Here is a 24,328-nt window from a genome sequence, read left to right on the forward strand (position 1 = left end):
ACAGAAATAATGCTGCGTAGCATGACGGCAGCGGCCTGTCTGAACAATCCGTCGCATGTAAACCCCGTGTAATATTCACAGTCAAATTTCTCCCTGCTATACCCCCTGGTGACACATCGGCGATAAATTCCCTGATAAATGTGGAGGTATATTGTCTGAAAAAATGGCTCCGGCACAGTTACATTTCTCTTTCTGTCGCCGCTTTCATTTTCCTGATCCTTTGTCTAAACCTGTTACTGTTAGCCGCTTCAATAGTGGCATGGATGCACCGCCGACTTGCGCAGGAAGGGCAGAAAATATGCAGTTATCCATTCGATCCCGGCTGATTTATACCATCGCATTTATGGCGTCTTTACTGCTTGTGATTGGTGCTATCGGTATTTTCAGCCTCGCCGCGATGAATCATTCATTACGTTCGGTGTATGAAGACCGGGTGGTTCCGTTACAGCAACTGAAAGTGATTGCCGACCATTACGCCGTGAGCGTGATTGATGCGGTAAATAAAGCCAATGCCGGATTGATCAGTGGCAGTCAGACCCTGCAGCTTTTACATGAAGCCGCAGCGGATATTGATGCTGAATGGCAGCGTTATATGTCAACTTATCTCACCGCCGATGAGCAGGCGCTGGCAGATCAGGCGCAACAGCTGTTTGTGCAGGCAAATCGCTCTCTGGATGAGCTGGAGCGGTTTCTGGAACTTAATCCGGGCAATCTGAAGGGACAGCTGGATGCATTTGATGGGCCGCTGTACGCCACTATTGACCCGATCAGCAGTAAAGTCAGTGAGCTGACTCAGCTGCAACTGACCGTCGCAAAAGCAGAATTTATCAGTTCACAGTCTTTGTACCAGTGGGTCAGGGCGCTGGCGGTGATTATGATTCTGATAGGCGTGGCTATGTCCGCTTATTCCGGATTGTTACTGATCCGGGCTATCTCCGTACCACTGTCCCGCGCGGTTGCGGTGGCGGAAAATATTGCCGCAGGCCGGTTAAATAACAGCATCGAGGTATTACGTGAAGATGAAACCGGCCAGTTAATGATTGCGATGCAAAAAATGCAGCAGGCCATTCAGAAGTATGTAGAGGATCAGCAGACGCTGGCTGACCGGCATGCTCAGGGCGTGCTCAGCGCCCGTCTTGATGCACAGCAATATCCGGGAACGTTCGGTGAAATGGCCGGCCAGGTAAATGGTCTGGTCGAAGACTATATTGCCGTAATTAATGAAACCATTGCAGTGATTGCGGAATATTCACAGGGCAATTTCGACCGCGATATGGTGGCACTGCCCGGTGAAAAAGCACAGATCAGTGCATCGGTTGCGGAAGTAAAACGGGCATTGCTGGAGATCAGTGATGATATTCAGCAGCTGTCCGCTGCCGGTGCCAGCGGTGATTTCAGCCTGCGTTGTGATGCCAGCCGTTATCGTTTCCGTTTTAAAGACATGCTGGATAATCTGAATGTGCTGATCTCAACCTGTGATGCCGGCTTTAACGATATATTGCGGGTGGCTGAAGCGCTGGCCAGTGGTGACCTGCAACAAAGTATCGATAAAGACTATCCGGGATTGTTTGGCCGAACCAAAGCCGGCGTTAACCAGACCGTGTATGCGTTGCGTAAGGTGATTGGTGAGGTAGAGGCTATGGTGCGGGCCGCCGCTGATAATGGCGATTTCAGCGTGCGCCTGAGTCATGAAGATAAACAGGGCTTTTCTCTGACCCTGGCTGAACGCCTGAACAGCCTGTCGCAGATTACAGACACCGGTCTGCGCGATGTGATGCGGGTGGTAACAGCACTGGCCGATGGCGACCTGACGCAGAGCATCAGCGCTGATTACCCGGGCTTATTTGGTGAAACCCGTCAGGCTGTCAATGCAACTGTGCGTAATCTGGATGCTCTGGTCAGCAATATCAAGCAGTCGGGTATGACGATTCAGGTGGCGTCTGGTGAGATCGCTCAGGGGAATGCTGATCTGTCACGGCGCACCGAATCCCAGGCCAGTAATCTGGAGCAGACGGCGGCCAGCAGTGAAGAGCTAACCAAGACTGTATTACGTAATACAGAGAGCGCGAAGACCGCTAATACACTGGTGCAGGAGTCGGCAAACATTGCACAGGAAGGTGGTCTGGTTGTGCGTCAGGTAATTGAAACCATGGGGCTGATTCAGCAGTCGTCAAAGAAAGTGGTCGATATTATCAGTGTGATCGATGGTATCGCATTCCAGACCAATATTCTGGCATTGAATGCCGCCGTTGAAGCTGCCCGGGCCGGTGATCAGGGACGCGGTTTTGCCGTGGTCGCAGCTGAGGTCAGGAGCCTGGCGCAACGCTCGGCTCTTGCGGCCAAAGAAATCAAAACCCTGATCGAAGATTCCGTTACGCTGGTTGAGAATGGCAGTCAGCAGGTACAGCAGGCGGGCGATACCATGGCTGGCATTGAGCGCAGTATTGGCCGGGTAAAAGATCTGACACTCAGTATTGTTGAGGCATCGGTTGAGCAAAGCACCGGGCTGGCACAGGTGAATCAGGCGGTTGCACATATGGATGAGGTGACGCAACAGAATGCGGCATTGGTGGAGGAGGCGGCTGCGGCGGCGGAATCTCTGATGGAGCAGGCCCGGTTTATGTCTGAGGCGGTGAGTGTGTTCCGTTTGAGCGACATGGTACAGGGTAGCGGTCATGCTGTGCTGCGGAATCTGGCCTGAGCCGGATAGAGCCGTAACGGCCCAATAAAAAAGCGCCCGCAGGCGCTTTTTTATTACTCAGTATGAACCTGTCAGGCTGCGTTTTCGCTGCTGCTGACCGGTTTCACCACGAACAGTAAGTCGCCCTGGTTAACCTGCTGACCATCGCTGTTCATAATGCGCGTTACCTTGAATTTCTGCCCGGCAGGGTAGAGTTCGGTACCGGCGCGGTTGAACTGTTTCAGACTCAGCGGAGTGAACATCTTCATGGCTTCCATCAGACACAGGGTCTGGTCAACACCGATGATATCGCCTTCTTTGACAAAGGCCGGTTCACTTGGCGATGACGATCCGTAGAAAATACTGGTCGATGGCGACAATACTTTCAGCTCGTCGGAACCTTCGATCTTCAGTGCCGCCGCATCCACCGCGTTGGCGCTCATATCGGCCGCGTCTTCAATATCTTTGATCAGCGCATCGACATCGATACGGTCAAGGAATTGCGGCAGATAGGTGGTGTCGTAGACACCGTCCTGGAAGACTTTGTCGTCCAGCACGCGCTTGAGCAGCGGGATATTGGTGCACACGCCGGTAATGCGTACGCGTTCCAGATATTCACGCATCTTGGCGATGGTGTCGTTGCGGTCTTTACCGTAACAGATAATCTGTACCACCATGCTGTCGTAGAACGGCGATACCTGTTTGCCAGGTGCGGCCATCGCGATCAGCTCGATGTAGTCTTCTTCCGGCAGCACGCAGTCGCGGATCAGGCCTGGTGTTGGTACGAATTCAACATCGTCACCCTTACGCACAGCTTTCTCAGCATTCACGCGCACTTCAATGGCATAACCCTTGGATACCGGCTTCAGGTCAGCAATGCTGTCGCCCTCGGCAATGCGGAACTGGGTGCTGACGATATCAATACCCGACACCAGTTCAGTCACCGGATGCTCTACCTGCAGACGAGTGTTCATCTCCATGAAGTAGATGGTGTTGGCGTGCAGGTCGAAAATAAATTCAACCGTGCCAGCACCGACGTACTTCACCGCATCCGCCAGTTTGGCAGCAAAATCGTAGGCCGCCTGTTCCAGATCACGCGGCAGCATGGTGGAACCGGATTCCTCGAAGATTTTCTGGTTGTTACGCTGCACCGAGCAGTCACGCAGACCGAGAATCTTGGTGTTGCCATGGCTGTCACGTAATACCTGTACTTCGATATGACGCAGGGAGGTTACGTATTTTTCCAGATACACGTCGCCGTTACCGAAAGCAGCTTTGGCCTCAGTAGAAATCTGGTGGAACAGGGCGTGGATCTTATCCGGCGAATGCACCACCTGAATGCCTTTACCGCCACCACCGTGTACCGCTTTCAGCAGCACCGGATAACCGATTTCATCGGCTACCGCAGCGGCATTGGCGGAACTGGTCAGAATGCCGTGGGAACCCGGTACAACAGGCACATTCACACGCATCGCAGTGTTAATGGCGTTGGACTTGTTGCCCATGGTTTCCATCGAGGAAACCGGCGGTCCGACAAAGTTAATGTCGTGGTTACCACAGAGGGCGGCAAACTGGCTGCTTTCCGACAGGAAGCCGATACCCGGGTGCAGCGCATCCACGTTTTCGTGGTGGGCGATACGCAGTACCGATTTGGCGTTCAGATAGCTTTCGTCCGGGGTGTTACCACCGATACAGACCACACGGTCTTCAGGCCCGAGCATATCCACCGGTACCGATTCCATATCCGGGTCGGATGCAATCAGAATGACCTTGATATCGTTTTCCTGTGCCTTGCGGATCAGTTTTACCGCAGTACAGCCACGAGCGTGGATCAGCACCTTGTCGATCTTGCCGTATTTTTTCAGTTTGCTGGCATTGGCGCCGGTATCCGGAGCCATGCGCTCCGCCGTGACATAGCCCTGCAGCACGCGGTCGAGAACGTCATCGACGCTGAAGCGGGCAACCGGCATATCCGGGTCGATGGCACGCAGGCGGTCGTCCAGATCATCAAAGAACGGGTGGCTGACCAGACCGTCCATCGACTTAGGCGATACCGACAGGTAGTTCGACAGGGTACAGGTACTTGGCAGATAGCTTGGCACCACGATCTGGCCGGCAAACGGCATATTGGTGCCGGAGAAGTAGTAGGTCTGTGCCAGCGGGTGAGTAACAAAACTCGCCTGCGCACCACCGGTACAGTCACCGAAACCGAAGATCACGATCGGCAGATCGTTATCGCGTACGAAACGGGTGATACGGTCGTTAACCACGGCCATAGAGAACAGGGCAGCCGCACCTTCTTTGGTCTGCATACCGCCGGAGGAAACAAAGCACACGATCGGCAATTGCAGACGCGCACATTCCACCATCAGCTTACAGAACTTCTCAGCGGAGGCCATATCGAAGGCGCCGGCCTGGAAGTCGAGGTTGGAAACCAGCGCACCGACCTGTTGTTCACGCTCACCGATTTTGATGGTACCGATACCTGTGATCACACCGCAGGGCTTGATGTCTTTCTTCAGCGCACCTTCGATTGAGCTGCGGAAGCCTGGGAAGGCCACCGGATCGGCGGACATCAGGCTGGCATTCAGTTCTTCAAAATCGTTGAAGAAGCGGTCAATGATGGCCTGTGCTGAGGTCTTCTTCTGACGTTTGGTATCGTCCAGAACCTGCTGAATCAGCAGATCGTGGTAAGCCATGGTCAGACGGTTCCAGAAATCCTTACGGCGACCGATAGAGACCGGGTTGATACGGCCGTTATAGGTCTTACCATCCTGCTCGGCTTCATGATATTCCGGCAGCAGTTTTTCGAAAATAAAGGTGATCACCACAAACAGGGTGTCGGACAGGCGCGGGAAGGCCAGTTTTTTCCATTCCTCAACCGACTTCAGGAAGTCGCCACGCTGATTGCTCTTGATAAAGTAGCTCAGCCAGTGGTTAAAGGATTCGCGCTCCTGGGCGGTATAACTGTCGCCTTCGGTGGCTTCGGCCAGAGATTTCTCCAGCAGGGTTTTCACCGAGTCGCGGGACAACGAACGGTCTTCGTTGGCTTCTTTCGCCACGCCGACCAGATTGTTGATGAAGTTATCGTACAGCTGACCAAACACCAGCATGTTCTGACATACCTGGCTGAACTCGTAACGCAGTTCGTCGTGCAGAATGGCATCCAGAATGGTGATATCCGGATGTGCCGGGTTCTGAATGTTTTCCTGACGGAACTGAATGTAAGGGGCCAGTGCTTCTTCAATGATGCGACGGTTGGCTTCCACTTTGATGCTGGCAATGCTGTTGGCCAGTGCTTCGGTACGGGTGGAAAGTTTTAAATCCGCGCGGATATGATCCGGAATCAGCTCATCTTTGAGGATGCTGTTCAGAGCGGTTGCCAGTGACTGCTTCAGTGCGCCCTTGGACTTTTCCTTGGCCAGGCCCTGAGTCAGTTCCTGACGGGTTTCGTGCGGCAGTTGCTCGCGAATGTAAGCGGCCAGCGGATGCGGGTTCTTTTCTACGAACTCAGCCACGGCAACGGCATCGAGGATGTCATTGGCGCGCAGCAGGAAACGGCTCTGCTTGTAGTCTTCAAGGTAATCCATCAGTCCCTGGAAATTAACCGAGGCATCGGATTTCCAGCGGTTAAACAGATACAAACCGAGGTTAAAGCACAGCTCCTGCTTGGCTTTTAAATAATTGTTCTTGGGCTCGCCGAAGAACAGACGCGCGATGGTGCTGCGGCTCTCGTCACGGTCTTCGTACTTGCTCCAGAAGTTTTTCCAGCTTTTGTGCAGGTTGTCGTCGTAGACGATTTTTTCCGGTGCCTGCAGCCAGTTCTGGAATTTGCGCTTGGATTCACGCTGCAGACGGGACTGCAGCTGGCCTTCCGGTACTTCTTTTTCTGCCAGGCGACCATAGTTTTCCAGTGTTGTGGAATGAATACGGCGGCGCAGGGTGAGGTAGCGGGTGTAGCGATAGGTCAGGCCGAACAGGTTGATATGCTCGGTCGGAGTCTGGGCAAGGAAGAAGTTAGAGTCTTTCTGCAGCTTTTCCAGTTTCTCAGACGGCTTAAGGAAACGTTCAACACTGCGCTGATAATGGTCCATCAGATATTTGCTGTGACGGGCAAACTCGGCGGCACTGGCTTCGATGGATTCGATACCGGTGGTAATGGCCTGATGCAGATTGAAACGCTTTTCGTCAGCATCGGTCGGAGCGTAATCGATGATGCCATCGATAATCCCGGCTTCACGCAATTCAAAACCGGATACGCCAACGTACTTGGCACATTCCTGCCAGGACAGGTTGTATTTACGTGCAATGGACGCCAGTCCCTGCGGCTGAATGGTGTTGAAAATACCATCACGCACGCTGAGCAGAATATTGGTGGTAGCCAGCGGAATTGCACCACCGGAGTAGCCAGCACCCCAGATAATACCGAGGGTTGGCACATCATTGTTGGCCATTTCGGTAATCAGGTGGGAGATGCTGTGTGCCTGATTGCCGGCATTCGCGGCTTCACCGGCATCGGCTCCGGGGGTGTCGATAAAGGTAACAATCGGCATGGCGCGACGGGCAAAGGCACGGGCCTGCTGGGCAGCACGATTGTGATGCTGTGGCTGCCACGCACCGTTGGCGTGTTCACGGTTCTGGCAGATAAAACCAACGCGGCGTACATGACCACCAAAGTCCATATCGGCCTCGGCGCAGTACAGCGGGCCGTCTTCTACTTCGGTGATAACACGCAGCACCAGATGCTGTACCACAGCTTTAGCGCCCATGCGGCTGTTGCTTTCGCTGGGCGCGACGATCTGTTCAATATAATTGTCAATATTCAGGCCACGCAGGCGCTCAAGTTCGGCCTCGCAGCGTTCCGGAGAGATCAGCCCTTTAACGCTCTGATCAACGGCGTTATCTTCGTATTCCGGAAACAGGGAAAAGTCGGCAGACAGCTGTTCTGCTTTCTGGAACAGCTGGTCGATATGTTTGGATATGGCGTTTCCTGTTGAAACCTGTTGCTCTGTCATCGTTACTACATTCCATAATGTGCCGATATTCAATCGGGCCGGCCTGAATCGGATGTCGCGGAACCAGCCCATCATGCCTCTGTAAAACTACCGCCACAGCCAGAAAACTGACCGTGTGCGGATTAACAGGGGGCATTAGTAAAACCTAAAAAGTCTTTCTTGAATATCACTAATAACCAGTAAAAGCGACTCAGTACACGTTTTTTCAGAGGGACTGAAAAATCAGGGTCGCGTTGGTCCCACCGAAGCCAAAGCTGTTCGACATCACGGTTTTAAGCGCAGCGTCGCGGTTTTCGGTCACGATGGGGAAACCAGCTGCGCCTTCGTCTTTTTCGGTGATGTTGGCACTGCCGGTAATAAAACCGTGCTTCAGCATCAGCAGGCTGTAGATCGCCTCCTGTACCCCGGCGGCACCCAGAGAGTGACCGGTCAGAGATTTGGTTGAGCTGATTGGCGGTACTTTGTCGCCGAAGGCCTGGCCTACGGCGCGCAGTTCGGTAATGTCACCCGCTGGCGTGCTGGTGCCGTGGGTGTTCAGATAATCAATGGTAGGGTTGCCTGCCATTGCCAGCGCATCCTGCATGCAGCGCACGGCACCTTCGCCGGACGGCGCAACCATGTCAGCACCGTCGGAAGTGGCCGCATAGCCGATCAGTTCAGCGTAAATAGTCGCGCCACGGGCAACGGCGTGTTCGTATTCTTCCAGTACCAGCATGCCGCCGCCGCCAGCGATGACGAAACCGTCACGGGTGGCATCGTAAGGGCGGGATGCAGTCTCCGCAGCGTCGTTGTATTTGCTCGACAGAGCGCCCATGGCATCAAACTGCATGGTCAGAGACCAGTGTTCTTCTTCGCCGCCACCGGCGAAAACGATGTCCTGCTTGCCCCACTGAATCAGTTCCATCGCATGACCGATGCAGTGTGCACTGGTGGCACAGGCGGAGGTCATGGAGTAGTTCACACCTTTAATAGAGAACGGTGTTGCCAGGTTGGCCGATACGGTGCTGCCCATGGTGCGGGTTACGCGGTATGGGCCGACCTTACGGATGCCTTTTTCGCGCAGAATGTCGACGGATTCAACGATATCGCTGGAAGATGCGCCACCTGAGCCGGCAACCAGGCCGGTGCGGGGATTGCTGACCATCTCAGCGGTAAGGCCGGAATCTTCAATGGCTTCACGCATGGATAAATAAGAATAAGCTGCGGAGTCACCCATAAAGCGTTTCAGCTTGCGATCGATGACTTCGTCCAGATCAATGTGCGGTTTGCCGGCGACGTGGCTGCGGAAGCCGAGTTCGGCGTATTCCGGCATATAGCTGATACCAGAGCGCTGTGCCCGCAGGGATGCCAGTACCTCATCTTTGTTATTACCCAGACAACCTACGATTCCTAAACCTGTAACCACAACTCGACGCATAACTGATACTCTGATTCTTATTAACGAAATGAAATCCTGTACAGCCTATGACAGAAATATTGAGGTAATATTTCAATCCTTTGGCGGCCACCACTATATAGCAGTCGTCAAAAAGGCATAAAGAAAAATATTGTTAACCAATAGTCTTTAATCAAAAGAAAAAGGGTTGTATTAGTGATGGCTGATCAAGATGTGCGCTGGAGCCGGGCGCAGGAGCTGATGTTGGAGAATGCATTGGATGTGGAGACCATGGCTGCTTGTCTGGGGCAGGACGAGGATCGCATGCAGGCTATGTTAGGGGAAAAACCGACGCGGAAAATCACGGATGCCGTGGCGGCACAGATGGAGCAGACCTTTTCCAAGCCCAAAGGGTGGCTCGATCAGTCCGATGATGGCGGTATTACCTTCGACTTGTTTGGCGCATGATATCAGCAGAATGCGGTAAGCCGGGGACGTTAACGCCCCCCGACTATTCGGTTTCCGGTGTCTTGCTGTCGCAACAGGCGCGCAAACGGCAACCAGATTTTGACCAGCGCGGTGATGACTGCAACCAGACTGGCGGCAATCGCCAGCGGATCGGTAAACGGATAACCATCTTCATGAAAGGCCAGGTAGCCCGAAGCCAGTGTCAGCAACAGCGCACTGAGTAATTTCCAGCCATGGGCCTGTAGCCACTGGAAGCGATTGACTAACGCAACGCTCAGGCAGGCGAACAGCAGGCCGAAAGTACCACCTACCAGAATATCCAGCGGCCAGTGGGCGCCGACCATCGCGCGGCTCAGGGCGGCCGCCAATCCCAACAGCAGAATCAACAGACCAACACTCAGGCGCTTGTTGTTCAGCCATAACAGGCCGGCACAGCTCAGCGCGGTAAAGGAATGGCCTGAGGGGAAGCTGTGTCCTTTCAGAACGGCACCAATAATGGTGAAGCTGTCATGGCTGAGCACGGCGGCCGGGCGGGCAACGTCCAGCGTATTTTTGAAAAAATGCACAAAAACCGCGCCCAGAATCAGCAGTACCAGCGACTGGGTCAGTAATAATGGCCGGTAGCAGGCGGCAGTCAGCAGCACGGCAACGGCAAACAGTGTGTCGGCGACCAGTGTCAGGTTGGCCCACAGCCAGTCAGGCAGCATGCCGCCTGCGTGATTCCACCGTAAAAACAGGGCCTGGTTAGCATTGCTCAGCCACAACAATAAGGCTGCGCTGAGCATCAGTGCTGCCAGAGTCAGTAACGGGGTGCTGCCCAGAGTCTGTTGCTGCGTCATGGCTGCTCCGCAGCAGGGGCTGGGGTTGGAGCAGAGTCTGGCGCAGCGATGCGGCGCACAATCTGAATCGGGCCCGACTGGAACAGTACATCATAATATTCGCTGTCACTGGCCAGGCGGTCTTCACGGCCAAAGCCGACCTCGCCAATTTCCAGTGGGCGGCGGTGCGTCACCTTATTCAGATAAACGTTAAAGCTCGGCATATCGATGGACTGGGTGTAGACCGGCTCATCCAGCGTCTTGGCAAACTGTGCCGCTTCCCAGACCGGGCGTTGCTGCGCTTCACTGAATGCAGGCACAAAAATAAACCAGACGAACAGAGTCTGGATTCCGCCAACCATGACCAGGCGGCTCCATAACGGATAGCGGCGCCACAGAATCAGGGTCAGGCTGACGATGCCGGCCAGCGCAGCCAGAATGGCGAAGTCCTGATTAAAGTAATGTCCGGCGCGCTGGGCGACGGCAATCTCAATCGGGTTGGTCAGGCGTTGTTCGGCCACCGGAATCAGCAGCGGGAACGCGACCATTACACCAAACAACAGGGCCGGGAACAGCAGGGCGAACCAGCGGTTCTGCAGCCAGGCGTGGTAGCGCGCCATCAGGATCACCAGCGGTGTGCAACCGTACAGGATGTAATGCGGCAGCTTGGTGCTGGCCAGACTGAATAACACCAGCACCACCAGAAACCAGATCCACAGGAAAGCATCCAGCGGGTCTTTGCCCGGCAGGATATTACGCACAGACGGAACAACGCGCAGCAGCAGGGCACCGAACGGTGCCAGCACAAAAGGCAGCACCAGCGGGTAGAACAGGAAGCCGCCGTCGTGACCTTCCATCGCATTATTGAAGCGGTTGACGTTGTGCTTGAGGAAGAAGCCATCAATAAAGGCCTGTCCCTGTGCCTGATACTCAAGGATGTACCAGGGGGCGGCGATGGCGACAAACAGAATCCAGCCGGGAATAAAGAATATTGCGCGCAGAAATTCTGCCCGGAGGCCCTGGCTCAGGTAAAACAGTGCGGCCACCACAAAGGGAATGGCAACGGCCACCGGCCCTTTGGTCAGTACGCCCAGTGCCATCAGTGCGTAAATTGCAACCAGCAGGCTGCTGGCGGGCTGACGGCTGTAGCTGTACATCAGCAGCAGTGTGGTGGCCAGCAGGGCATTGAGTAAGGCGTCGGCGGTGGCAACGTGGGCGATCATATTAATGCCCAGGCTGGCGGCAGCGATCAGCGCGGCGATGATGGCGGTTTTTTCATCCAGATGGCGGCGTACAAAAGCGAATATGGCCAGTGTCCAGCCCAGCCCGGCCAGCGCTGAAGGCAGGCGGAAAGCCCAGACTTCAGTGCCGAATACCGAGATAGACGCGGCCTGCAGCCAATAAATCAGGATTGGTTTGTCGAAACGCACCCGGTCGTTAAGCCAGGTGGTAATGAAATCGCCGCGTTCAAACATGCCGCGGGTCGCCTCGCTGAAGGCGCCCTCGTCATGATCAAACAGCAGATACCCATTGAGGTTGGCAAAGAAAAACCCCACCAGAACCAGCAGCAGCCACAGTGGCATCTGCAGGACTGGCAGGTGGTAATGCAACTTAGCTGGCATGCTGATCGTCACCACCTGAGGGGTTGGCCTCTGTTGGGGTAGTGGTTGCAGCGGTTGCTGTGTTTCGTTCCTGATTCCAGCCAGGTTCGCCTTTGTCGGCATCGGCCGCAGGATGGTAGATCACATACTGCTGGCGCTGGGATGATTCAAAGTAAGTACGTGAAATCAGCTCAGACAATACGCCGGTGGTGAGAAATTGCAGGGCGGCAATCACACAGACTACAGCAATTAAAAACAGCGGGCGGTTGCCGATGTCTTCTCCCAGAATAAATTTCACAAAGGCCAGGTAGGTCATCATCAGACCACCCATCGAGCCCAGCGCCAGACCGATTGAGCCAAAAAAGTGGCCCGGACGGGCGCGGTAACGCATAAAGAAGTACACCGACAGCAGGTCGAGGATCACGCGGAAAGTGCGCGAAATACCGTACTTGGACTCACCGGCAACCCGTGCATTGTGGGTTACCACAATTTCGCCGATACGGCTCGGCGGCACAACCGCAGCCACCCATGCCGGAATAAAGCGGTGCATTTCACCATACAGACGAACCTGTTTGATGACCGAAGACTTGTAAATTTTCAGCGAGCAGCCGTAATCGTTGATGCGCACACCAGTGATTTTACCAATCAGACGATTGGCGATACGCGATGGAATCTTACGCAGCACCAGATCGTCCTTGCGGTTTTTACGCCAGCCGGTGAGCAGATCCAGATCATTCTCCAGCAGATGGTCGACCATGCGCGGAATATCGGCCGGGTCGTTCTGCAGATCGCCATCGAGGGTTGCGATCAGATAGCCACGGGCTTCATCAATACCGGCCTGCATTGCGGCGGTCTGGCCGAAGTTACGGCGCAGCTCAACCACGCGCACGTGGCTGCCGTATTTTTCGGATTCTTTTTTCAGAGCCTGAGGCGTGCCGTCGGTACTGCCATCATCAACGACCAGAAGCTCCCAGTCGCCGTTATAGCTGGCAAGTCCTTCATGCACGCGCGCGACCATAGGGCCAACGTTTTCGATCTCGTTGTACATGGGGATCACTACAGACAGTGAAGGCTTCTTGTTTGCCGCGGATGTATTTGCCTCAGTCAAGGTCATTACCACTCTGTAAAAAGGAATTGCGGGCGCCATGAGCCGGTTTGATAACGCCAAAACCGGTACAGCCACAGCGCGCGATGTAAAAAGAACCGCGATCATACCCAAAAGGGGATGACAGGAAAATAACGAGCACTGCTGCTGGCAAAAACTCAGTGTGCCATCCCACAGTGCTATAGCTGCCGAACTTTATGTCGGCTGGAGCTTTATCCGTTGTTGTTATCCGTTGCCGGCCTCTTCAGACGCTGGGTCAGAAGCGTAATCAGAGCGGTTAGCAGCAGCGTGCTGCCGAGTACAAACAGGTGCAGGTTCACCGCGGCGGCCAGTGCTTTGGCGTGATCAATACCCCAGGGTAAGAGGCCCGCGAGTACACCGGCTTCGTAGGTGCCGGCGCCGGCCACACCATGAATCGGTAAAACACTGCTCAGCTCGCCGGTGGTCGCGCCCATCCAGCTCTGGCTGTAAGGCAGATCCAGAAACTGCGCCAAAAGCCAGGCATAGACCGCCAGCTTCAGCGCCCAGTTGATCAGGGTCCAGAACAGCGCGCGGGCGAAGCTCCAGGGCGATTTGGGCAGGGCGTGCATCAGCTCGGCGCCACGGTTGGCCAGTTTGCTGGGGTGCGCCAGCAGAAAATGGTTGAGAGCATTCTGCAGTGGCAGTATCAGCAGCGGTGCGGTCAGCAGGGCAGCAGCCAGCAGCAGTTTGACGCTGTTGCCGACGTCCAGCTGGGTGTGCAGTGACAGCGCAGCGAGCACCAGCAGGGCGTACAGATCGAGCAGACGCAGCCACAATAATGCCGGGCCGCTGTGACGATAGGGCACATCGAAGTGCTGTTTCATCAGCAGAGGGAAGGCCGTTTCGCCGCTGCGCATTGGCAGCATATTATTGAAGAAGTTATGCAGCACGGTGATGCGTGTCAGGCGGATAAACTGGCCGCGGCATTGCTGCCAGAAAAAATCGTAGAAGCGCAGTGCGCGCAGCAGATAACTCAGCAGCATCAGCAGCATGGCGATGGCAACCTGTTGCGGGGCGATGCTCTGCCAGCTCTGCACAACGGCGCTCCAGCCATAGCTGCGCTCAACCAGCCAGATCAGGGCCAGTAATAAGGTCAGCCCCAGCCAGAATTTCCACGATTTGAACACAGTGCAGCCTCGCGCTTGGTAAAGGCCGGCATGGTTGCCGTCGCCCGGTGTATTGTCAAGCAAGGAGGGCGGGGTTTTGCTGTGCGGTCGTTTGAATCACCGCTGGCTTGGTATAAAGTGCGCTCCCGAAAAAGAATAAGCCCGGGGCCCTGGCCGGGCAGTCGTTTCTGTGATGGAGAATTGCCGTGAAAGTCCTGCTGATTAAAACCTCATCGCTGGGGGATGTGTTCCATACCCTGCCGGCGCTGGAAGATGCCTGGCAGGCGATTCCCGGACTGGAAGTCGACTGGGTGGTGGAAGAAGCTTTTGCTGCAATTCCGACCTGGCATCCGGCGGTCAAAAAAGTCATCCCGGTGGCCTGGCGGCGCTGGCGCAAGAATCTGCGCGATAAAGCCAATCGCGCCGAAATGAAAGCCTTCTGGCGTGATCTGCGTGCAACCGAATACGACGTGGTGCTGGATGCTCAGGGCCTGATTAAAAGTGCGGTATTTACCCGTATGGCCCGTGGCCCGCGCTTTGGTCTGGATAAGCACAGTTGCCGTGAGCCGCTGGCGGCGCTGGCCTATCAGCATCCGCAGGCGGTGGCGAAAGGGCAGCATGCGATTCCTCGGGTGCGCCAGCTGTTTGCCCAGGTGCTGGGTTATGAAGTGCCGGATGGGCTGAGTTACGGCGTTGACCGCACACGCTGGCAGCGGCCGGCGGTTGACGGTGATTACTGGTTGTTTCTGCATGGCACGACCTGGATCACCAAACTCTGGCCGGAAGCTTACTGGCGTGAGCTGGCAGCCATGGTAGCGGCCAGTGGGCGTAAAGTCGTTCTGCCCTGGGGGAATGATGAAGAGCAGCAGCGCGCAGAACGTATTGCCACCGGACTGGATGGTGTTGAGGTGCTGCCGAAAATGGGCCTCAATGCGCTCAATGCTTATCTGGCCCATGCGCAGGCCGTGGTTGGCGTGGATACCGGTTTATCCCATGTGGTTGCCGCGCTGGAAGTGCCTTCCGTGGCGATTTATGGCGCCACCGATTCAACCCTGACCGGCGTATTAGGCCCACAGGTTGAAGTCATGCGCAGCGGTTACAGCGATTGTGCTCCCTGTCTGTCGAAAACCTGCCTGAAAAATGAGCCCGGCGATATTCAGCCGCCTTGTTATCGTGAAATCAGCCCGCAACGGGTGTTTGATTATTTGCTTGGGCATATTTCCGGCAAGTAATTTTCTATGAGGAGGGCTGCCGGTGCGGCCTCTTCTTATACGGTCCTGACCAGTTTCCTTTTATCCGTATCTGAATATTTTATTCTGCGCTGAAAGTGTCTTGCAGAAGTTTCGCGCGCAGGTGACTTTGAGTTGTTTGCTAACAGGCGATACTGAGGGCGGGTATGGTTCGGGGAATATTATTTGCACGCTGGTATTAATACTGATCGACTGGTCAGCTTTTGTTTTTTATAATATTTCGCTCACATTTTCACTGTTAAAAATATTAATAGGTAATAATAAGCGGATGATTAAGCCTCTCCTTGCGTTGGTGATAAGTTTATTTTTAGTTTCTTGTGGTGGTTCCGGCGGTAGTGGTAGTGCTGGTTCTGGTAAGACTGATGAGCAAGAATCCTCCATAAAAACCAACCGACCAGCACTGATTATTAATGATGTTAATGTTAATTATGTGTCCGGTGCCGAAGTTGATGTTGTTGTTAATAATCGGTTTGGAGATGTTGGCTTTTCGTTGACTAATGAGTCAGTAGTTGATGTTGTTGCTATCACTAACAATAAAATTCTGATCCTGAATCCTGGCCGTGCCGAGATTATCGCGACGGATGTCAGTGATGAATATCAGACCTCCGAAGCCCGTTTTTATATTGATGTTGCCGCCGCGACGAATAATGAGTTGAACGCTGATCCGGTTAAATTTGCTCTGGGCCAGGCAGATATTCCACGGATTTCTGTACGGGGACAGCGTGGGAATCTGAGTTATGAGGTTGAAGAGGGCAGCCGGCATTTGCTGGATGTAAGTGCCACTGGAGAATTAACCCCGCAGGGTCAGCCCGGGCGGGCTTATGTGCTGGTACGTGATGCCGGGACCCGCCGTTATCTTCCTGCGTCTGTGCGGGTTTCCGTGGATATAGAACCGATTCCGGTCGCCGGGTTAAGTTATGACGATCTGTCACTGGCCTTTGTTGAGGGGAAGACATTGCTTCCGCAGCGTCTCAGTGGTGACCGTCAGGCAAATTATCATTTTGCTGTTAATCCATCAGCTGAGCAGGGTGTGATTGAGCTGAATCCACAGACAGGTGAGATTACTCTGCTTAATGTGGGTTATGCCGCGGTGGATGTTACCGCTGATTATGGTCCGGCCTTCAGTCAGTCCCGGCAGACTGCCAGCTTTAGCGTCAATGTTGCTCAGGGGGTGCGTAAGGCGCCGCTGGCCGTTGCTGACCTGCAGGCAGTATATGCAGATGGGCGTTTGTTGCAGCCGGATGTTGAGCATGCATTGGCTGCGATTACCTATCAGGTGGCGCAGGGAAATTCGATAACCATTGATAGGGTCAGCGGTTTGCCTGCTGTGCAGGGAGTCGGTAGCAGTGTTGTTGAGGCGCTAGATTTTAGGGATGAGCGCTTTCCCGCGGCGACTGCCCGTTTTACGGTAGATGTCAGTCGGGCCCCTCATCCGGGGCTGGCAGCTGAAGATATAACCCTTGATTACCGCCCCGGTTTATCTTTGTTGCCATCGTTCAGTGGAGTGCAGGGAGGGCTTGTATTCAGTTCGGATGATGACGCTGTCGCTAAGGTAACCAGTGGTCGTGTTTATATTCAGGGAACTGGCGTTGCACATATCAGTGCTGCCGATGATGGAGGCGAATTGTATGGCGCTGCTCAGCAACAGCTACTGCTGACCGTCAGGCCGGGTGAGCATCCGCTGATGCAGGTAACCCCTCTTGTTATGGAATATGCGGATTCCTGCATCAGTCTTGCCGGTCAGATTCAGGGGAATCGCGGAGCGCTGCAGTTGTTGGGCAGCAGTAATGAAGCGATAGCCCGGGTGGATAGCGCGCGTCAGTGTCTGCAGATTCTTGCTGTGGGCAGTACGCAAGTGAGTGTGAAGGCGTCAGCCAGTGCTCTGTATCGGGAATCGTCGCCGATCACCGTTCCTGTGCGTATTGAGAATGCCGGTTCCCGTCTTAAGGTTGCCGGAACTGTAGAGGCAACTTATGGGGGAGCTGTTTTACAGCCTCCTGCTGTGAGCGGTACTGTTGGTGTGGTGCGTTACCGGATTGCGGATGGTGCTGCCCGGCAGGTTGTCAGTATTGATGAACAAAGCGGTGCGATGACTATTCTGGGGGCCGGATTTACCCGGATTCTGGTGACTGACAGTGGTTCGGACAGTGTCAGTCCGGGAGAAGCAGAATTTGATGTGCAAATAGCCCCGGCGGCCAATACCTCGGCGGTAAGCTACGCGTCGGCGGTTTATCAGGAAAATCTGTCTTTATACCCGCTTATTTCCGGTGTGGATGAAATGAATTACCACTTTGAACTGCGCTCGGGGAGCCAGGTGGTTCAGCTTCTGGATAACAGTACTGGCGAACTTAAAGTGCTGGCGGCGGGTGCGTTCCAGTTGGATATTACGGCGTCATCGGCTAACTATCAGTCTCGTGTGTTGGAGGTTAGTGGCAATGTTGAGCGGGCTCCGCATCCTGGGCTGCCAGAGTCGTTGATTGAATTTAATTATGTGCCTGGACAGATTGTTGCATTGCCGCTGCCAGCGGCAATTGGTGAGCGTAATATCAGTCTGTTGGGCGGGCAGAGCGGTGGTGTGCTTCGGGTGACAGAGCAGGGCGATCTTGAATTGCTGGGTTACGCCACTACTTCTGTATCGCTGGTGGTGCAGGAAAGTGGAAATGCTAACTATTTGCCGCTTGATCCGACAACGGTTCGGGTGCGCATCAATGCCCCGCTGGCGGGGCATTCCGATTTGGATATGACACTGGATAAAGCAACAACGTTAATCAGCAGTAGCCTGAACAGTGCGGATAATCTCTACCTGAAGGATTCGCGGATGGTGATTGCCGGTTATGATCGTGAATTGATTCCTTCCAGCGAAGATATTACGGCTTACGGTGAAGGACGTAAGCTGGTTGTCTGGATGCTGCGTGAAGGCGACGGTCTGCGCCGCCCGGTGATTGTGTACGTTTCCCGCCTCGATGGTTGCTCTGCGGAATACAATTTGTCCGGTTTGGCTGATGCGACTCCTGTAGCGGCAGATGCTGCGGGTTATTGTATTGGTGGTGAAACGGGTCGTTATACCATTATCCGGATTATTGATGAGCACAACCTAAGTACCGGTGTCTGGAATGCAGAGCAGCCTCTGACGATTGATCGCCGTGCTGAGCGGTATTTTGTGCCGAGTACTTCTGGTGGTGTATATGTCAGCGATCCGGCAACCACCTATGTATCCGACGCCACCGGTCCGGCGCGTAAAATATACGAATGGAACCGGATCGGAATACAAAGAACGGTTGAATAAATAAAAAAGCCCGGATCATTCCGGGCTTTTTTATTTACGATTGATTAGCCAGTATATTCCGGACATCCTGCTCCAGCGAAATGGCCTTAATGTTGTCCGGTGCCTGTGGCTGGCCAACGGTTAAGCCCACCCGTGACCAGAAGCGGCGTGGCGTTTTGGTGAGTGCCAGCCCATCTTTATGGCTGAAAAAACTGCCCCATAAACCGTCCAGTGCCATCGGAATAACCGGTACGGGCGTTTCTGCAATAATACGTTCGATGCCAGCGCGGAAGGTGTCGATTTCTCCGGTTTGCGTCAGTTTTCCTTCCGGAAAAATGCACACCACCTGGCCATCGGCTAATTCTTCTTTAATGCGGCGGAACGCGGTTTCATAGACCTCGTTGTTGGCTTTGGGCGAACAGATGGGAATGGTTTTGGCGAGACGGAAAAACCATTTCAGACCAGGCATTTCTGAAATGCTGCGATCCATCACAAAGCGGATAGGGCGCGGACAGGCGCCGGCAATCAGTAATGCATCGACATAGCTGACGTGATTGCAGACTAATACGACCGGGCCTTCTTCTGGAATATTCTGAATGCCTTTATGGCTTACGCGGTACATAGTGTGCGACAGCATCCAGATAACAAAGCGCAGGGCAAATTCGGGTACCTGTGAGTAGACGTAGCCGACTACAACAATATTCATGATGGCAATCACGCAGAAATATTCGGCGATGGATAACTTCATAACCACCAGGCTGATGATGCCGAAAGCGGCACTGCCAACCATAAAAAGTGCGTTCATCACGTTGTTGGCTGCAATGGTCTGGGCGCGCATTTTTTCGTCACTGCGCTGCTGAATTAAAGCCTGCAGTGGTACAACATATAAACCGCCAAACAAACTGATCAGTGCGATATCCGCCATCATGCGCCAGTGGTCAGCATTCTGTACGAACGCCAGAGCGCTGAGGTCGGAACTGATATTCAGACTGCTGATGGCAAAGTACAGGTCAACACCAAAAATACTCATGCCCAGTGAGCCGATCGGTACTATACCAAGCTCGATTTTATGGCCGGATAGTTTTTCGCACAGCAGCGAGCCTGCGGCCACGCCGACGGAGAACAGAGTTAACAGCAGGGTAACGATTTGCGGGTTGCCGCCTAAGTGGTCACGGGCCAGATTCGGAAACTGGGTCAGGTAACTGGCGCCTAAAAACCAGAACCAGCTGATGGCCATAATGGATAAATATACGGCGCGTTGCTGGCGGGCATTACGTAACGTATTTACCAGCTCGGTAAGCGGATTCCAGTTGATGGTCAGCTGTGGATCACCGGCTTCAGCGGTTGGAATAAAGCGACTGCTGAAATAACCCAGCACGGCAAAAAAGATAACACCCGCAGCAATCCAGTATTTGGCAGCGCTTAAATCGAATAATAAACCGGCGGTGATGGTGCCGCCTAAAATGGCCAGAAAAGTGCCCATTTCGACCAGTGCATTACCTCCCACCAGTTCGTCTTTGTGCAGCTGTTGCGGCAGTAAGGCGAATTTTACCGGGCCAAACAATGCCGATTGCAGACCCATCAAAAACAGCAGGGTCATCATCAGCAGCATATTGTTGGTAATAATGCCGGCAGCAGCAATCAGCATGATGGCGACTTCGAGTAATTTAACGCTGCGGATTAAACGCGATTTTTCCATTTTATCGGCGATCTGGCCGGCGATGGGCGAGAACAGAAAAAACGGCAGGATAAACAGCCCGGCGGCAAGGTTGGTGTACAGTGCGGAATCTTCTTCGGCAATAATGCCGCTGAAAGCGATCAGCAATAACAGCGCATTTTTGTATAAGTTATCGTTAAACGCGCCCAGTGCCTGGGTAATAAAATACGGCAGAAAGCGGCGTTTGCCGAGCAGGGTAAACTGACTGTGCTGACTCATGGCTGATTTCCTTGTATGGCCTGTTGGTTATGCATGACGGTCTTCCTTATCGTTAATCCAGCCGGGTAAATAATGGTGCAGCAGAGAGAGAATCATGCTGTGGCCATTGATATTGCCCGGAGTAAATAATTTATCATCCAGTGCCAGCACGCAGATGCCGTGAACGCTTGCCCAGATCGTCCGTGCGCTTTGAGCGCAGTCGGCTGCCGTGGTGCCGGGTTTGAGTATGGCGAGCTGCTGTTGCAGCAGGGTGAATACGTTATCGATGCGTTGTTGCTGCCAGTCGGGCAGGTTTTCCTGTTCCGGTAGTTGATGCTCAAACAGCAGTCGCCACTGATGCGGGTGTTGGCTGGCGAAGTTGAAATAACTCATGGCACAGGCTTCCAGCGCTTGTTGTGGTGAGTCTGCCTGCTCTATAGCGGCGCATAATTCACGGTATATCTGATCCAGAGTGCGGGCGTTAGCGGCCAGCAGCAACAAACCATAACTGCCGAATTGGTTAATCAGCGTGCCGGGGGAATAGCCGACCTCGCGTGCAATCTGGCGCAGGCTGAGGCTGCTGGCCGGCTGCTGCTGCAGCAGATTGAGCACCGTTTCCATGGTCAGTTGTTGCAGCTGTACGGGGGTGTGATCCTGGCGGCGGGCCATGATGAGTCACCTGAATGATTTTGAACGGCGTTCAATATAAGACTGTTCTGAACGCTGTTCAATAGATTTTTTACGTCAGGAATGGGAAGGGTGGCCGGGGGTTATTTGCCCCGGTACTCGCCTGGGGTCATGCCTGTCCAGGCCTTGAAGCGGCGGTGGAACGAGCGGGCCTCGCTGAAGCCCAGACGGGCGGCGATATCGTTCACCGGAATATTGGTGGTACGCAGCCAGTTGGTTGCCACTTCGCGACGTAAGTCATCGAGCAGTTGCTGGTAGCCGGTACCGGCCTCCTGTAAGCGGCGCTGCAGTGTGCGCTCGGTCATGCCGAGTTCGGCGGCGACTTTGTCGCGCCGCGGCAGGTCTTCCTCCATCAGGCTGCGCAGCAGTGAACGGGTCTGCATCACAATCGGGTGCTTTTCCTGCAGTTCGGCCATAACGGCGGCAGCCTGCTGCTCCAGCGTAGCCAGTAATGTCGGGTCGGGCTGGCGCAGAGGTGTATCAAGAATGGGTTCCGGGAAAATCAGCGCACTGCGGTCGCTGCCAAATTCCAGTGGAGCCTGAAAAATGTCTTCATAAACAGCCAGCAGGGCGGGGGCTGGCTTGTTACGCTCGAACAGGACGCATTCGGGTTTGCCGTCCTGCATATCGGCCAGCCAGCGGGCAAACACCAGCCAGCTGCCAAGCACGTTGTCGATCATGTGTGGGCGTACAATGGGGTCGTCGTATTGGCAGACCCAGCGCATCGCCAGGTGCGGGCCGTATTTTTCGATTTTGGTAACACCCATGTCGCCAACGATGGCTTCGTATTCCGGTGTGATGTGCAGCGCCTCGCGCGCGGTGCGGCAGTTCATCGCCATGTAGCCAACCAGGCTGTAAGAGCCGGGCTGCACATAACGTGAGCTTTTTAAGCCGAACAACGGGTCGCGGGTCTGCTCGATCAGCCAGCGGATCAGGCTCTGGAAGGCACGGCCGTGGGTGCGGCTGATGCTGTTATCCATTATGCCATGGGGCATATTGACGGCATCCAGAGCCTGTACGGGTTCTATACCGTAGTCCTGCGCTGCGCGCAGATACTGGCGGATGGCTGCAGATGAAGCGGTACCTAATAAATCTTGAGAGTTCATCCGATGTGCATCATGTTGTTGTTATAACCGCGTGGAGTCTGGCATTGGGTTTGTCGTTGCGCTGGCTGAATATACTACGTCTCTGTCTCAAACTGTCAGTGCCAGCGTTCAGCCTTCGCTGTATCTTAGCGCTCTCTGCGAATTGGGTCTAACGGACATTTGAGGATTACAACATGGGTCGTCGCTGGAATGGTTGGGGTGATGAGAGTTATATCAAAGAGGTGCCGGCACACGGCGAGCGCCTGATTCATTCCGTCATCGGAGAAACCAAGGCTCTGACCGATGCCACACTGGAGTCGGTGATGGCGCAGGTTCCTGCTTCCCGTCTGGCGCCCCATCCTCTGGTGGTAACGGCGGCTGAAGACCGTGTACGCCATGCCCGTGGACAAAGTTTTCCGGATTGGCTGGCCATGCGCAGTGGGGACTTCGGGGTTTTTCCTGACGGGGTTGCCTATCCGGAAACCAGCTCTCAGGTACGTGAACTGCTGGATTATGCCGTTGAGCACGATGTGGAAGTTATTCCCTATGGTGGCGGTACCTCAGTGGCCGGGCATATTACGCCGCTGGCCAGCCAGCGCGCGATCCTGACCATCGATCTGGGGCGTATGAACCAGTTGATGGAGCTGAACGAAGAAAGCCAGATCGCCACTTTTGGTGCCGGTACGCCGGGGCCACTGGTTGAAAGCCAGCTGCGTGCCCGTGGTTACACGCTGGGGCACTTTCCTCAATCCTGGGAGCTTTCAACCATTGGTGGCTGGATTGCTTCCCGCTCCAGTGGTCAGCAGTCGCTGCGTTACGGTCGTATCGAGCAAATGTTCGCTGGTGGACGCATGGAAACTCTGCTGGGAACTATGGATATTCCGACCATTCCGGCATCGTCCGCCGGTCCGGATATGCGTGAAATTACCATGGGCATGGAAGGGCGCATGGGCATCTTTACCGAAGTGAAGGTGCGTGTGACGCGGATGGCGGAAGAGGAAAAATTCTTCGTGGTCTTTATGCCTAACTGGCAGGCTGCGAAAACGGCAGTGCGTGAACTGGTGCAGAATAAAGTACCGATGTCGATGATGCGCGTGAGTAATGCCAAAGAAGCCAAAGCGCATCTGCATCTGGGCACTCAGGAAAAACAGTTTAAATTGCTGGACCGTTTCCTGCGTTTTATGGGAATGGGAGATGAGCGCTGCATGCTGACCTATGGTGTCACCGGCACTAAATATCAGAACAAAACGTCGCTGAAACAGATCCGTAAAGTATTAAAAGCTCACGGTGGTGTTGGTGGACCTCTGGCTAATATTATGGGCAGCATCTGGTCTCATGGCCGTTTTAAATTTCCGTATCTGCGTGAAACGACCTGGACGCGCGGTATTGCTGTAGACACGCTGGAAACTTCGACCGACTGGGATAATATCGATCAGTTAATGGCCGATGTGGAAAGCGCACTGGAAACTGCGCTGCGCAGCGATGGTGAAGAAGTGATGGTGTTTACCCACCTGTCGCACATGTACACTCAGGGCTCCAGTATTTACACCACGTACTTCTTCCGCTGCGCTGACAGCTACGAAGAAACCCTGGAGCGCTGGCGCAAGCTGAAGCACAAAGCATCTTCGGTGATTGCCCGTGGCCGTGCGACGATTTCGCATCAGCATGGTGTCGGTAAAGATCATGCGCCGTATCTGCCAGCGGAAAAAGGTGCGCTGGGTATGCGCGTGCTGAATACGCTGGTACAGGATTTTGACCCGCAACAGCGACTTAATCCGGGCACTTTACTGGAAAAAAATAATAGCGGAAATGCGGCAGGAAGTGCCGTAAAAAAGACACAACAGGAGCAGGCTGAACCGCTACTGGAACAGCAGTCTTCCTGATCAGTGTAAAAACTTAATAACTACATTCTCATCAAAACGATAATCAGCAACCGC

14 protein-coding genes are annotated in these 24,328 nt (G+C 54.2%); 5 read left to right on the plus strand and 9 right to left on the minus strand.

What is annotated here, in order from left to right; translation table 11 throughout:
• Nucleotides 1-298: 298 nt before the first annotated feature.
• Nucleotides 299-2,701, plus strand: coding sequence for a methyl-accepting chemotaxis protein (locus MT343_RS08555; protein ID WP_186435891.1), 2,403 nt, complete (start codon nucleotides 299-301; stop codon nucleotides 2,699-2,701).
• 71 nt (nucleotides 2,702-2,772) lie between these two features.
• Here the strand turns inward: MT343_RS08555 and MT343_RS08560 are convergent, their stop codons facing one another.
• Nucleotides 2,773-7,695 (minus strand): ATP-binding protein, encoded by a 4,923-nt coding sequence (locus MT343_RS08560; protein ID WP_145468920.1) that lies wholly within the window; start codon nucleotides 7,693-7,695, stop codon nucleotides 2,773-2,775.
• A gap of 205 nt (nucleotides 7,696-7,900) precedes the next feature.
• On the minus strand, nucleotides 7,901-9,112 hold the full coding sequence (gene fabB / locus MT343_RS08565) for a beta-ketoacyl-ACP synthase I (protein ID WP_145468919.1): 1,212 nt from the start codon (nucleotides 9,110-9,112) through the stop codon (nucleotides 7,901-7,903).
• A 177-nt stretch (nucleotides 9,113-9,289) separates the two neighbouring features.
• On the opposite strand from fabB, the gene MT343_RS08570 reads away from it, so the two are divergent.
• Nucleotides 9,290-9,538: a hypothetical protein gene (locus MT343_RS08570; protein ID WP_145468918.1), complete on the plus strand. Its 249-nt coding sequence runs from the start codon at nucleotides 9,290-9,292 to the stop codon at nucleotides 9,536-9,538.
• A gap of 29 nt (nucleotides 9,539-9,567) precedes the next feature.
• Here the strand turns inward: MT343_RS08570 and MT343_RS08575 are convergent, their stop codons facing one another.
• The 4 genes from MT343_RS08575 to MT343_RS08590 form a co-directional block, all read right to left on the minus strand.
• Entirely contained in the window at nucleotides 9,568-10,377 is an 810-nt protein-coding gene (locus MT343_RS08575) for a phosphatase PAP2 family protein (protein ID WP_145468917.1), read from the minus strand.
• Complete coding sequence (locus MT343_RS08580; RefSeq protein ID WP_186435890.1) at nucleotides 10,374-11,978, minus strand: ArnT family glycosyltransferase; 1,605 nt, start codon at nucleotides 11,976-11,978, stop codon at nucleotides 10,374-10,376. The genes MT343_RS08575 and MT343_RS08580 overlap by 4 nt, the downstream gene beginning before the upstream one ends.
• Nucleotides 11,968-13,005 (minus strand): glycosyltransferase family 2 protein, encoded by a 1,038-nt coding sequence (locus MT343_RS08585; RefSeq protein WP_230332003.1) that lies wholly within the window; start codon nucleotides 13,003-13,005, stop codon nucleotides 11,968-11,970. Before MT343_RS08585 ends, MT343_RS08580 begins: the two co-directional genes overlap by 11 nt.
• Nucleotides 13,006-13,274: 269 nt before the next feature.
• Nucleotides 13,275-14,210 (minus strand): lysylphosphatidylglycerol synthase domain-containing protein, encoded by a 936-nt coding sequence (locus tag MT343_RS08590; protein WP_186435889.1) that lies wholly within the window; start codon nucleotides 14,208-14,210, stop codon nucleotides 13,275-13,277.
• A gap of 185 nt (nucleotides 14,211-14,395) precedes the next feature.
• Between MT343_RS08590 and waaC the strand changes: the two genes are divergently transcribed.
• Both waaC and MT343_RS08600 read left to right on the plus strand, forming a co-directional pair.
• Nucleotides 14,396-15,421, plus strand: coding sequence for a lipopolysaccharide heptosyltransferase I (waaC, locus tag MT343_RS08595; protein ID WP_145468914.1), 1,026 nt, complete (start codon nucleotides 14,396-14,398; stop codon nucleotides 15,419-15,421).
• Between the two features lie 286 nt (nucleotides 15,422-15,707).
• A complete protein-coding gene (locus MT343_RS08600; RefSeq protein ID WP_145468913.1) occupies nucleotides 15,708-18,725 on the plus strand; it encodes a hypothetical protein in 3,018 nt (1,005 codons plus the stop codon).
• Nucleotides 18,726-18,759: 34 nt separating this feature from the next.
• On the opposite strand, the gene MT343_RS08605 is transcribed toward MT343_RS08600, so the two are convergent.
• The 3 genes from MT343_RS08605 to MT343_RS08615 all read right to left on the minus strand — a co-directional run bounded on the left by MT343_RS08605 (nucleotide 18,760) and on the right by MT343_RS08615 (nucleotide 22,412).
• The gene (locus MT343_RS08605) at nucleotides 18,760-20,640 is read right to left on the minus strand and encodes an MFS transporter (protein ID WP_145468912.1); all 1,881 of its coding nucleotides are present in this window, start codon (nucleotides 20,638-20,640) and stop codon (nucleotides 18,760-18,762) included.
• 27 nt (nucleotides 20,641-20,667) lie between these two features.
• The gene (locus tag MT343_RS08610) at nucleotides 20,668-21,288 is read right to left on the minus strand and encodes a TetR/AcrR family transcriptional regulator (protein ID WP_145468911.1); all 621 of its coding nucleotides are present in this window, start codon (nucleotides 21,286-21,288) and stop codon (nucleotides 20,668-20,670) included.
• 101 nt (nucleotides 21,289-21,389) lie between these two features.
• Entirely contained in the window at nucleotides 21,390-22,412 is a 1,023-nt protein-coding gene (locus MT343_RS08615; RefSeq protein WP_145468910.1) for an AraC family transcriptional regulator, read from the minus strand.
• Between the two features lie 173 nt (nucleotides 22,413-22,585).
• Between MT343_RS08615 and MT343_RS08620 the strand changes: the two genes are divergently transcribed.
• A complete protein-coding gene (locus MT343_RS08620; RefSeq protein ID WP_145468909.1) occupies nucleotides 22,586-24,274 on the plus strand; it encodes an FAD-binding oxidoreductase in 1,689 nt (562 codons plus the stop codon).
• The last annotated feature ends 54 nt before the right edge of the window (nucleotides 24,275-24,328 follow it).

This window comes from Venatorbacter sp. C2-1, assembly GCF_022832715.1.
Lineage (GTDB): Bacteria > Pseudomonadota > Gammaproteobacteria > Pseudomonadales > Oceanobacteraceae > Venatoribacter > Venatoribacter alkanivorans.